The organism is Brevibacterium sp. AGC70 (genome assembly GCF_057334195.1).
In genome coordinates, this window is record NZ_JBHFIH010000017.1 from 61614 (window position 1) to 74045 (window position 12432).

The following is a 12432-nucleotide window of genomic DNA, read 5'->3' on the forward strand; positions in this document are numbered from 1 at the left end:
CAATGTGAGTTGTGTCACCGTTTCGTTATAGATGTATGTATTTCGTTACCAATGGCGAAGACATTGCGAAACGTGAGAATCAAGCTTCCCCTTGAGCTCGACCGGTTGCCACCGCTGCTGTTGCGAACTTCTGCCAGCAGCGGCGCATCAGGTTCGTGTTCAGCTATTCGTGTGCTGCGATTACCCCATGGGTGACGTTCGGTCTCTGACCGGACGCGGTCAGAGATGCCCGCTCGCGAACGTGTGCGAAAAGCAATCATGGTTCGTCTGGCACCTGAGGAGCGAAAGGAACTCTATGAAGTTGCGTACCAAAACATGGTTGGCGGTCACCGCCGCCACCGGTCTGGCTCTCGGCGGATTCAGTCCGGCACTGGCGGCGGGGAACGCGGGGCCGACCGAGCACACCGATATGGGCGTCACCGGCGACGCCGTCATGGATCATCTGCAGAAGATCTCCGATATCTCGACCTCCCACGCCGATGAGGGGTTCCGCGCCTTGGGCACTCCCGGCTATGAGGAGTCGGTTGAATACGTCGAACAGACGCTTGAGGCAACAGGTGCCTTTGACGTCGAACGACAGGCCTTCGAGGTCGACGACCAGACGTTCGGCGAGGTCGCCGTCAGTGTTGACGGCGAGGAGGTCGAGGTCACCCCGGCCAGCTACACCGAGGGCACCGAAGAACCGCTGACCGATCTGTCGGTGGCGCTGCCGGTCGACGATGACTACAGCGACCTGGCCGGCGGTCAGCTCGGCTGCGAGGCCAGCGACTTCGATGACAGCGCCGAGGGCGCACTCGTCCTCGTCGCCCGCGGCACCTGTTCCTTCGGAGAGAAGACCCAGGCGGCCACGGATGCCGGAGCCGCAGCGGTCATCCTCTACAACAACGACACCTCTGCCCCCGATGAGGCACTCAACGCAACCCTCGGCGAACGCGTCGAGAATGGAGCGCCCACAGTCGGCGTCAGCTACAACGTCGGCAACGATCTGCTGACCAAGATCGAAGGCGCCTCCGAGGAAGAGCCGCTGCTGGCGGACTTCACCCTCGAAACCGAATACACCACCTCGACGACCTGGAACGTCGTCGCTGAGACCAAGGCCGGCGACCACGACAACGTCCAGATGTTCGGCGCTCACCTCGACGGTGTCCGCGAGGGTCCGGGAGTCAATGACAACGGGTCCGGCTCAGCTGCACTTCTGGCCAGCGCCGAGGCTCTGGCCAAGCAGCCGACCGAAGCCGACAACGCCATCCGCTTCGGCTGGTGGGCCGCGGAAGAGGTTGGACTCGTCGGTTCGACCCACTACGTCGAAAGCCTCGGCGACGCCGAGCTCTCGAAGGTCAAGTCGTACATGAACTTCGACATGATCGGCTCCGACAACTACATCGTCGGCACCTTGGATTCGGACGGCTCCGATGTGCCGATCCCGGACGGCGTCAATGTGCCCGAAGGATCGGCGGAACTCGAGAAGATCTTCACCGACTACTTCGCCGATAATGATCAGCCCAACGTCGGAACCGACTTCTCGGGCCGTTCGGACTACCAGGCTTTCATCGACAACGGCATCCCAGCCAGCGGCCTGTTCTCCGGTGCGGATGGAACGAAGACTGAGCAGGAAGCTGAATGGTTCGGCGGAACCGTTGGTGACAAGCACGACACCAACTACCATCAGCCCACGGACACGATCGAGAACGTGAACCAAGAGTCTCTCGATATCTTCGCGCCGGCCATCGGCTATTCGGTGCACACGCTCGCCTACGATCTCAGTGATGCGCCGGACCCGACCGATCCGCCGACCACTCCACCGACGGAGACTCCTACCGAGACGCCGACGGATGATCCGACGCAGACCCCGGGCGAGCGGAGTCTGAGCATCAATCCGACAACGATCGACCAGGCTGACTTCGTCGGTGAGAAGGGTGTCCAGGTGGCAGCCGCCGGCTGCACCCCGGACACCACTGCCACGATGACCGTGGAGCCGCAGAACGGCGAGATCGAGAAATTCGAGCAGGCTGCGACGGCAGATGCCGATTCCGTGGCCAAGTTCGGCGTACGCGGTCTCGACGAGTCCAAGGCCGCAACCTACGTCGGACAGTACGACGTCACGGTCGACTGCGACGGCGGTGACCCGCTGTCCGGTTCCTTCGAGGTCCTCGCCGAGGACGGCGACGGCCCGGGCGCCGGTGACGGCGGCGGAGACCTGCCGCGCACAGGCAATGAAGCCCTGCCCCTGGTGATCTCGGCCGGCGCACTTATGGCGCTCGGCGTGATCATGACAATGGGAGCTCGCCGCCGCAAGGCCTGAGCATCCCCCGAATGCCACGCGGGCCGGTGACTGAAAAAGTTCACCGGCCCGCGTGCCCATTCACAGCCTTCAGCACCCGCTCATCTTGGTCAGGCAGAATTGGTTCGTGACTCCCAAACTCTTCTTCAAGACCTTCGCAATTGCAGAGACCATCACCTGGACACTGCTCATCATCGGCATGATCCTCAAATACACCCATATCACCGAGATCGGGGTGCGCATCGGCGGCGGCATCCATGGGTTCGTCTTCATCTGCTTCGTCATCGCCGTGATCGGCGTCGGCACCTCGCAGATGTGGAGCAAGAAGCGCATCGCCACAGGCCTGGCCTCGGCCATCATTCCCTACGCCACGATTCCCTTCGAACGATCCGTGGAAAAGACTGGGGCCCTGGAGGGTGACTGGGGGCTGGGCGCGAACGGTCGTACCCCGCGGAACTGGTTCGAGCAGCTCACCTCCTGGGCGATCCGCTCACCATTCCTGGCCATCGGTGTGGGAATCATCTTCGTCATCATCATCTTCAGCGGACTGCTGTTCCTCGGTCCTCCCGGCGAATGGGGCAAGTGAACGACGCGTAGCCTCGGCGGGCCTGTCCAGGACATGCAGACTCGCATAGGATGAACACAACGGGCGCTGTGGACCCACTGCGCCTGGTCCCTTCCAATCCAGAATCTCGGAAAGGCTCAAGTGGATTTCATCCTGGGCGCCGTAGTCATCGGTGTCATAGTCATCATCGCCCTGATCGCGTTCTTCGTGATCATGCGCTCGATCAAGATCGCCTCCCCGTCTGAGGCCCTCATCATCACCGGCCGCAATGCCAGCAGTTCGGGCGGTACCGGTCGCATCATCATCGGTGGGCGCTCAGTGGTCTATCCGATCGTGCAGAAGGCATTCATCCTGTCGCTGTCCTCACGTCAGATCGCCGTCGCGATCGACGGCATCTCGATGAACGGCATCGCATTGCGCCTGCACGGAGTTGCGCAGGTCAAGGTGGGTGGCACCGAGGAAGACGTGCGCAAGGCAGCACAGCGCTTCCTCGATCAGCAGGATCAGATCGAGCCCTACAGCACAGAGATCCTCTCCGGTACGCTGCGTGCCGTCGTCGGTACGCTGACTGTTGAGCAGATCATTCAGGATCGCGCTTCCTTCGCCTCGCAGGTGCAGGAGGAATCAGCGCACTCGATGAACAACCAGGGTCTGGTCATCGACACATTCCAGATCTCTGCGGTCGAGGACGAGGGCAGCTACCTGAAGGACTGGGGTCGCCCGCAGGCGGCGGAGGTCGCGAAGAATGCCGCCATCGCCGAGGCGAACGCCAGTCGCGCCTCGGCCGTCGAGCAGGCGCTGCAGAACGAGTCAACCCAGAAGCAGCAGGCTCTGACAGATCAGGCAATCGCCGAACAGCAGCAGCAGCTCGCGCTGCGGCGTGCGGCGCTGAAAGAAGAAGCCGATCAGCGTCAGGCGGGTGCCGATAACGCCGGTCCGCTGGCGAACGCGGCGGAGAAGCAGAAGCTGCTCGAACGCGACCGAATCGTCGCGAAGGAAGCCGCAGAGTTGCGTGCCGAACAGCTCGATGCCGAGGTCAGGCGTCCTGCCGATGCGGAGCGGTACCGCCAGCAGGCAGAAGCTGACGCGCGAGCCTACGATGTCGAAGCCCAGGGCCGAGCCGAGGCAGCCGCCGAGCTGCATCGTCGTTCGAAGGACGCTGAGGCCATTCGCCTCGAGGGCGAGGCTCAGGCCGATGCGATCAGGGCGCGCGGTGAGGCAGAAGCTGGAGCCCTCCAGGCTCAGGCTGAGGCCTACAAGAAGTTCAACGATGCCGCCGTGCTGTCGAAGGTCCTCGAAGTTCTGCCGACCATCGCCGGCGAGCTCGTCGCGCCCTACGCGAACATCAAGGACCTCTCGATCGTGTCCACCGATGGTGAGTCCAAGCTCGCGAACTCGGTATCGAACAACCTCGCTCAGGTGCTCGAGGTCGTGCGCGGCACCACCGGCATCGACCTCAGCGATCTGGTCAGCAAGGCCCAGAACCAGGGCGGATCGAAGTCCGCGACCGGCTGGGGCAGGGATGACTCGACCGGATTCGACGATGCGGGTGATTTCGCCGGTTCGGGTTCTGCAGGCGGTGGAGCCGACGACAACGATCAGGTCGTCGAAGGCGAGATCTCCGAGGGCCACGGCGGCCAGCCGGGTCGCGGGGATCGCTCAGGTCGCGGAGATCGCTCGGGTCGCGGGGGGCCGAAGCCCACTGGTTCGGGAGATCCCAGTGCATGGTCGAGTGGGAATTTCGACCCGAAGGACTACCTCGACGAGAACGGTGAGCTCGACCTCACGCACATCGGCGATGACGTGAAGAAGGCCACTGGAATCGACGTGCAGTCCTACATCGCCGAGGCGCTGCGCCGACGCGACGGTCGTGACGGCGATTCGGACGGGACGGGCGGTCCCGACAGGAAATAGTCTGTGCCGTGATCGGCATTCACACTGCCCGGCGGTGACCCTCGGGCAGTGTGCGGAACTGATGCGTACGTGCTTGGCAGCAGATGCCGGGCACGTACGCTTTCTGCGTCCGGGTCTGCTGCGCGGGCCCGCCTCGGCGGCAGTTTGAAGTTGGAGCGGGACGGGCAGCGGGCACCGGTACGCGCTGAGTTCGAGGGATGACGCACTCATTCATAAAGACATGCGCATATGTTAATGTGACCATGAAGGAGGTTTCCATGGCTCATGATCACTCGCACAGCTCAGGATCGCGTCGACGCTTGGCGATCGTCTTCGGCATCGTCCTGTTGATCTTCGTCTTCCAGGTGATCGGCTCGATCATGACGGGCAGTCTGGCGCTGCTCATCGACACCGGACATAATTCCGTCGACCTCATCGGCATCGGGATCGCACTCTTCGCCGCCACCCTGGTCCGCAAGCCGCCGAAGGGTCAGAAGACCTGGGGGTTTCGCCGAGCCGAGGTGCTTGCCGCCGGAGCGCAGGCGACTCTGCTGCTGGGGCTCGGCGTCTACAGTCTCATCGAGGGCATCCGTCGCTTCTTCGTCCCTCCGGAGGTGCCGGGCCCGGAACTGATGTTCTTCGGCGTCGTCGGACTTCTCGGCAACATCGTGTCGATCATCATCCTCAGTTCCTCCAAAGAGCAGTCGCTCAACCTCAAGGCCGCGTTCCTCGAGGTCATCGCCGATGCGTTGGGATCCGTCGCCGTCATCCTCGCCGCCGTCTCCATCTGGCTCTTCGACTGGACCCGCGCCGATGCCGTGGCAGCCCTGTTCATCGCCGCGCTGATCGTCCCACGAGCCTTCTCCATCCTGAAGGAGACCGGATCGATCCTGCTTGAAGTCGCCCCCAGGGAACTCGACCTCGACAGGGTCAAGATGCACATTGAAGGAGTCGAGCACGTCCAAGAGGTCCACGACCTTCACGTGACGCGCATCGATTCGAACCTCCCCGTGCTCACCGCCCACGTGGTCCTCGCCGACGAATGCTTCTACGACGGTCATGCCCCGCGAATACTCATCGCGCTCCAGGAGTGCCTGGCTGAGCACTTCAAGGTCGCGATCGAACACTCGACGTTCCAGTTCGACAGGGCGAAGGACGCGGCCCAGGAGACGCACACCCACACCTGAGGCTGATGGCCCCTGCCGGAGACGCAGACCCTGACGTTAGCAGTCGTACGCCCGAGTGTCGGAGCCACTCCTCCCCACTGCATCCGCTGGCCCCAGCTGCCGTTGTCGCTCATTGCGGTGATCGGCCGCCGCGAGGAACAACAGTTGGTAACTTCTGGTCGAATCCGCCCGATTCTTTCGATCAGAAGTTACCAACCGTTGGACTCTACCCAGCGGCTCAGCTCTGCGGCAGGATCTGCAGCGAATCGGTGCGGAACTTCTCGAGCCTCGCGGGGTCGATCGACACGCCGAAGCCGACGCCGGTGGGCACGTCGACCTTGCCGTCGTACATGACGATCTCTTCGGTGATGTCCTCGTGGAAGAAGCGATTCGATCCGGAGATGTCTCCGGGCAAGGTGAAGCCGGGCAGTGATGCCAATGCTGCATTGGCGGCACGGCCCAAACCGGTCTCGACCATTCCGCCGTGCCAGACTGCCACACCATGTGCGGCGCAGAGATCATGGATCTTCTTCGCCTCGATGAAGCCGCCCACGCGTCCGGGCTTGATGTTGATGACGGCTGCCGCGCCCATGGAGATCGCATCGGCGGCGGCTTCAGCGGAATCGATCGATTCGTCCAGACACATCGGAGTCTCCATCAGCTTCGCGAGCTCGCCGTGCTGGCGGATGTCGGCTTCTCCCAAGGGCTGTTCGATGAGGAGGAGGCCGTAATCGTCGAGTCTGCGCAGGTGGGAGGCATCGACGAGGGTGTAGGCGGCGTTGGCATCGACCTGGAAGCCGAAGTCGTCGCCGAAGGCCTTGCGCACCGCGGCGATCGGGGCAATATCCTTACCCGGCTTGATCTTGAGTTTGATGCGGGCGTATCCCTCGTCCAGATACCCGCCGATGACTCTGACCGTCTCTTCGACAGAATCCTGGATGCCCACGGAGACTCCGGAGGGGACGGAGTCGACGACGCCGCCCAGGTAGGTCTTGAAGGACTGGTCATTGAGTTTGAGCTGGGCCTCGATGACCGCCATCTCCAGCGCCGACTTCGCCATCGGGTGACCGATCACGTGACGCAGGTGCCAGGACACGGTCTCCGCAGTCAGATCGTCGACGTCGAAGAGGATCGGAGCCAGCCACCGCTTCGTCACATCGATGCCCGAAGCCACGTACTCAGAAGAGTAGAGCGGGGAGATCATCGCCACCGACTCACCCCAGCCCGTGATCTCACCCTTCGGGGTGTCGAAGGTGGCCTCGACGAGGTAGCAGTCCTTCTCCGTCTCCCGCATGAATGAGGTCTCGAAGGGGGTGACGAGGGGAATGGACACCTGGTGGAGAGTGATTGACTTGAGTTTCATGCGCCATGCACCTTCTTTGTGTTCGGGGCTGATGATCCTATGACCCAGCCTATAACCACTCGCAGGACCGCCTCGGCGGGCATTGGAGTATGGGACAGAAGTGGACATGCGAAGCGCGGACCGCGGCGATTTCGATGGACCAGAATGGTCGATTCCAGCGGCGAGACTGACATGAGTCTCCTTCGGAATACTCCGACAGGATTCCTTGTGGTCACCGGCGTGCTCGCACCATCCGTCCCACGCGCCGGTCTGCCGCTGGAGCGCGTGCGTCCGACATTGGTACTGTGAGTCAAAGATCCCGCTCAACTCAAGGGAGAGCTACGTGAACGACTACCTGCGGTCGCTCAAGGGCCGGAAGCAGAAGTGGTTCGGACTCAAACTGCCAGTCAAGGCTGCACTTGCGCAGCCGTATCTCCACCCGATGCTGAGGACGGTGGCGCCCCACATCAACGGCATCAAGGTCGGCAGGCTGCCCGCACCGATCGGACTCACCGAGGTCCGCGGGCGTGCCGGAGGCGCAGGCTTCTACCTCGTCGATCCGTTCCGTTGCGAGATCGCCAAGGAGTTTTACTGGGGCAAGGGCCGCCGGACGGAGGCAGAGGACGCCTTCGCGCTCGACCTCATGGTCGAACTGTCGCGCGACGCGGACGTGTTCCTCGACATCGGCGCCTACACCGGGGTCTTCACGATGGCGGTGCTGGCCGCGAATCAGACTGCGGTCGCCCACTCGTTCGAGATCATCCCCGCCGTCGTCACCGGGTTGGAGAAGAACGTCGCGCGCAATCACCTCGGTGAACGGGTGACTGTTCATCCGACGGGCGTCGGCAAGCCCGACACCACGATGCAGGTGCCCACCGGCGACGGAGGATCGGCATTGCCGTCGTTCTATGGGACTGGCATGGACTTCGACTCCGGTGCGCAGGTGCGCTTCACCTCGCTCGACGAGCTCCTCCCGGATCTGCCGCCCGGCCGTCCGCAGGTGACCGTGAAGATCGATGTGGAAGGTGCAGAGAACGACGTCCTCGACAACGGTCGGGAACTGTTGGGCACACTGCAGCCGGACATCCTGTGCGAGGTTCTCGACGACCGAGCGCAGCCCGAGCAGCTGATGCGCATCCTCGACCGCTTCGACTACCACTACTACCTTGTCGGCGACGATCACCTCAGCGCCTATGACGAGATCGTCCCCGACCCGCATTTCCGCGACTGGCTCTTCAGCACGAAGAACCCGGAGGACATGCGGGTCGCGGGCTATCCGGTCAGGTGACTGACCGAGTCAGCGCAGCGCGCTGAGGCTCGCTTCAACCCTGCGTGTTCCGGCTCGCTGCAGACCTGGAGCTGACCAGAGGAGTCAGTATCAGAGCTGATCGGCGATGAGGGCCGCGAGCAGAGCTGTGCGCGGGGCGATCTCAGCGATGACCGCGTGCTCGTGCTCCGCATGCGCGCCATCGCCCACGGCGCCCAGGCCGTCAAGTGTCGCAATGCCGTCACCGGCAGTGAAGTTGCCGTCCGAAGCGCCGCCCACGGACACGCCCTCCGGAGTGGGCAGGCCGAGTTCAGCGGCCAGGGCAGTGGCACGATCGAAGAGTTCAGCCGACTGCTCACGTTCGAACGGCGGACGGTTGATTCCGCCGATGACCTCGATCGACGAGCCTTCCAGCTGCGGGCGGGTGGCGAGTTCACGCATGGCTGCATCGACTCGATCGAGTTCGGCGGCCGTGCGAGCACGTACATCCACATCAACGCGCGCCTCGGCGGGAACCGTGTTCGAGGTGGTGCCCGCACTGATCACGGTCGGGACCACAGAGGTGCCCGCCGAAGCATCGGCAAGATCTGCGACAAGGGGCATGTGCAGGGCCAGCGCCATGCCCGCGTTGATCCCCTTCTCCGGTTCGAGCCCGGCGTGAGAGGCCTTGCCCGTGAATACGAGAGTGTAGTTGCTCGTGCCCTTGCGCTCGAGCTTGAGCGCACCGCCGGCGCTCGCCTCCATCACATACACAGCCTTCGCCTCGGCCGCCTCGGCGCGAATGAGTTCGGACGAGGAGATCGACCCGATCTCCTCATCGCCGGTGACCAGAATCGACAGTCCCTCAAGGGCGCCCTCGCCGAGGTGCTCGCGCAGAATCGCGCTCGCGTGGATGCTCATGATCGCCCCGGTGAGCATGTCGAAGCTGCCCGGCCCGCGCAGAACCCCCTCATCGGTGGAGAAGGGCTTGCGGGCCAAGGTCCCGTGCGGCCACACCGTGTCCTGATGGTTGAGGAGGACGACGCGGGCCGGGCCCGAACCGAAGCGCAGGCGCACATGGGCGGTGTCATCGACGGTGATGACCTCAGCGGTGGCCCCGAGTCGTTCGCGCAGCAGTTCGACGAAGTCCTGGGCCCCTGCGGCCACGGCTTCCTTGTCGTGCGAAGGCGTCTCCTTCGTGATGACGCGTCGGATGTCATCGAGGATGAGGGGGAGGCGGTCGGTGGCCTTCGATACGAGGTCAGCGGACTGGAGATCTGAAGACAGTGAGGTGGTCATGCGCCGATTCTACGATGTGGCCTGCAAGGGCGGTTGCGGCGTCCGCATGATGCGACGTGACTCAGCCATATCCGAGCTGAGAAAAGTCGGATTTCGCACACGCGCAAACCGTGCCAGTCTGTGGTTTGCTTGTCCCATGGGTGAGGCAGTCAATTCCAAGCGGTACACGCCGGAAGAACGCACGCTGTATCGGGAGAAGCTCGCGGAGAACCTCGAGCTCTTCGACACGTATCTGCGCCATGCGGAGTTCAAGTCCGCGGGCACGATCGGTCTGGAGCTCGAACTCAACCTCGTTGACTCGGACAATCAGCCGAGCCTGAACAACACGAAGGTCCTCGAGCGCCTCGACGATGAGTACCAGTCGGAGATCGGCGGGTTCAACCTCGAGCTCAATCACCCGGTGCTGCAAGTGGCCGGTCGTGGACTGAAGACTCTGGAAGCGGGCGTGGCGCACCGGCTGGGCAAAGCCCAGGAGGCCGCCGAGGCGGAAGGGCTGAAGGTCGCATCGATCGGGACTCTGCCGACCCTGAGCACCCAGTTCCTCACCGAAGAGACATGGATCACTGAAGAGAATCGCTACGAGGCGCTGAGCAACTCGATCGTCGATGCTCGGGGTGAGTACGTCCGCATCGAACTCGACGGCGAGGAGACGTACAAGCACGAATTCTCCGATATCGCCCCGGAAGCATCCTGCACCTCGATGCAGCTGCACCTGCAGGTCGCACCCAACAAGTTCGCCGAGGCGTGGAACGCCTCCCAGGCGATCGCAGCAGCCCAGGTCGCGATGAGTGCGAACTCCCCGCTGTTCGTCGGTCGCAAGCTCTGGCACGAATCCCGGATCCCGGTGTTCACCCAGTCCATCGATACGCGCACCCCGGAACTCGTCAATCAGGGAGTTCGGCCCCGAGTCTGGTTCGGGGAGCGCTGGATCACCAGTGTCTTCGACCTCTTCGAAGAGAACGTCCGCTACTTCCCACCGCTGCTGCCCGAGATCAAGGACTTCGTCGAGTTCAGTTCGGCCGATGCTCCGAAGCTCTACGAACTCAACCTGCACAACGGCACCGTGTGGCGCTGGAACCGACCCATCTACGACTCCTCGGACTCCGGAGCTCACATCCGTGTGGAGAACCGACTGCTCCCAGCCGGACCGACGCCCGTCGACATGGTCGCCGATGCCGCTTTCTACTACGGTCTGGCCGAATTCCTCGTCGGAGAGAACCGCCCCGTGTGGTCGCGGATGTCCTTCAGCGAGGCGGAGGAGAACTTCTTCGCCTGCGCCAAGGACGGCATACATGCGCGCGTGACCTGGCCGAAGATCGGCCACATCGATGTCGCGGACCTCGTCCTCGATGTTCTCATTCCGCAGGCGCGCAGGGGACTAAGCAGATTGGGCATCGACAAGGACGTCATCGAAGAATACATGTCGATCATCGAAGGCCGGGCCGAGAAGCGGACCAACGGTGCGACCTGGCAGCTGAAGATGCTTGACCGCTTGGCCTCGAACAGTGCGCCGGACTCACCGGAGCGCCGCGAAGGACTCAAGCAGATGATGGACGCCTACGTGGCGAACCAGGCCTCCGGCGACCCAGTCCATACCTGGGACGTGCCAGTCTGAGTCAGAGACGTTCGACTTCGCTGCATCAGAGGCGTTCGACCTCGACGAAGACGATGTCGTCGGTCCCGTTGGGATTCGAGACCTCATGTTCGGACCCTGCGGCGCGTGTGTAGCTGACTCCTGCTTCGAGGTCAGCGACGATCGACGTGCCATCCGAGTTCCGCACGTGCATCGCATCGGTGACCATCGGAATGACGACGTACTCATACTCATGTTTGTGCATCGGGATGACCCCATCAGGCTGGATCGTCCACCTGGTCACGCGGAAGACTCCGTTGTCGAGCTGGATCTCACCCGTCGAACCGGTATTCTCATCGCTCATGATTGACACTCCTTCTGGTCGTCGCTGATGGTCTGCTCCTCACCCTAGCCTTCAGCACAACAGCAACCCAGCCCTGTACGTGACCCGGGGCACGCAGGAACCGACCTGGCGGTTAGCATGAGCAGTATGCGATACCCCTACGCTGACATCGACGATGTCGAAGACGATATCCGCGAAACCATCCTGGCCGTGTCAGAGAAATCGGGCTTCGTGCCCAATGTCTTCCTCTCCCTGGCCCGGCGGCCGGCCGAGTTCCGTGCATTCTTCGCCTACTACGACGCTCTCATGGAGAAGGAGACCGGGAACCTGACCAAAGGAGACCGGGAGATGATCGTCACGGCCACCTCGGCGGTCAACAACTGCCTCTACTGCGTCGTCGCCCACGGAGCCGTGCTGCGCATCATGGAGAAGAAGCCCCTGGTCGCAGACCAAGTGGCCGTCAACTACCGGCAGGCCGACATCACCGACCGTCAGATGGCGATGCTCGACTTCGCAATGACGGTCTGCACACAGCCCTGGGCACTCGGCGACACTGACTTCGCAGCCCTGGCCGAACACGGATTCGACGACGAGGATGCCTGGGACATCGGTGCCATCACCGGATTCTTCGGCCTGTCCAACCGCATGGCACACGTGGGCGGAATGATGCCCAACCCCGAGTTCTACCTCATGGGACGCGTCCCGCGTGAGAGGAAGTGACGAA

The 12432-nt window shown here is 62.9% G+C and carries 11 protein-coding genes; 8 read left to right on the forward strand and 3 right to left on the reverse strand.

What is annotated here, in order from left to right; genetic code table 11:
* Positions 1-295 precede the first annotated feature (295 nt).
* The 4 genes from ACE03M_RS14600 (at position 296) to ACE03M_RS14615 (ending at position 5926) form a co-directional block, all read left to right on the forward strand.
* Positions 296-2302 (forward strand): M28 family peptidase, encoded by a 2007-nt coding sequence (locus ACE03M_RS14600; protein ID WP_485934733.1) that lies wholly within the window; start codon positions 296-298, stop codon positions 2300-2302.
* A 106-nt stretch (positions 2303-2408) separates the two neighbouring features.
* Positions 2409-2867 (forward strand): DUF3817 domain-containing protein, encoded by a 459-nt coding sequence (locus ACE03M_RS14605; RefSeq protein WP_485934734.1) that lies wholly within the window; start codon positions 2409-2411, stop codon positions 2865-2867.
* Between the two features lie 120 nt (positions 2868-2987).
* Entirely contained in the window at positions 2988-4760 is a 1773-nt protein-coding gene (locus ACE03M_RS14610; RefSeq protein ID WP_485934736.1) for a flotillin family protein, read from the forward strand.
* A gap of 257 nt (positions 4761-5017) precedes the next feature.
* Positions 5018-5926, forward strand: coding sequence for a cation diffusion facilitator family transporter (locus ACE03M_RS14615; protein WP_143923909.1), 909 nt, complete (start codon positions 5018-5020; stop codon positions 5924-5926).
* 217 nt (positions 5927-6143) lie between these two features.
* Here the strand turns inward: ACE03M_RS14615 and menC are convergent, their stop codons facing one another.
* Positions 6144-7268 (reverse strand): o-succinylbenzoate synthase, encoded by a 1125-nt coding sequence (menC, locus tag ACE03M_RS14620; RefSeq protein WP_485934737.1) that lies wholly within the window; start codon positions 7266-7268, stop codon positions 6144-6146.
* Between the two features lie 144 nt (positions 7269-7412).
* On the opposite strand from menC, the gene ACE03M_RS14625 reads away from it, so the two are divergent.
* On the forward strand, positions 7413-7556 hold the full coding sequence (locus ACE03M_RS14625; protein WP_485934738.1) for a hypothetical protein: 144 nt from the start codon (positions 7413-7415) through the stop codon (positions 7554-7556).
* 34 nt (positions 7557-7590) lie between these two features.
* Positions 7591-8535, forward strand: a complete 945-nt coding sequence (locus tag ACE03M_RS14630; protein WP_485934740.1) for an FkbM family methyltransferase — start codon at positions 7591-7593, stop codon at positions 8533-8535.
* 90 nt (positions 8536-8625) lie between these two features.
* Here ACE03M_RS14630 and ACE03M_RS14635 read toward each other — a convergent pair whose 3' ends face one another.
* The gene (locus ACE03M_RS14635) at positions 8626-9792 is read right to left on the reverse strand and encodes a M20 family metallopeptidase (RefSeq protein ID WP_485934742.1); all 1167 of its coding nucleotides are present in this window, start codon (positions 9790-9792) and stop codon (positions 8626-8628) included.
* Between the two features lie 136 nt (positions 9793-9928).
* Between ACE03M_RS14635 and ACE03M_RS14640 the strand changes: the two genes are divergently transcribed.
* Entirely contained in the window at positions 9929-11407 is a 1479-nt protein-coding gene (locus ACE03M_RS14640; protein WP_485934744.1) for a glutamate-cysteine ligase family protein, read from the forward strand.
* Positions 11408-11432: 25 nt separating this feature from the next.
* Here the strand turns inward: ACE03M_RS14640 and ACE03M_RS14645 are convergent, their stop codons facing one another.
* The gene (locus ACE03M_RS14645) at positions 11433-11729 is read right to left on the reverse strand and encodes a cupin domain-containing protein (RefSeq protein WP_143923914.1); all 297 of its coding nucleotides are present in this window, start codon (positions 11727-11729) and stop codon (positions 11433-11435) included.
* Positions 11730-11855: 126 nt separating this feature from the next.
* Here ACE03M_RS14645 and ACE03M_RS14650 point away from each other — a divergent pair, with 126 nt between their 5' ends.
* On the forward strand, positions 11856-12428 hold the full coding sequence (locus tag ACE03M_RS14650; RefSeq protein ID WP_222103669.1) for a peroxidase-related enzyme: 573 nt from the start codon (positions 11856-11858) through the stop codon (positions 12426-12428).
* Positions 12429-12432 lie beyond the last annotated feature (4 nt).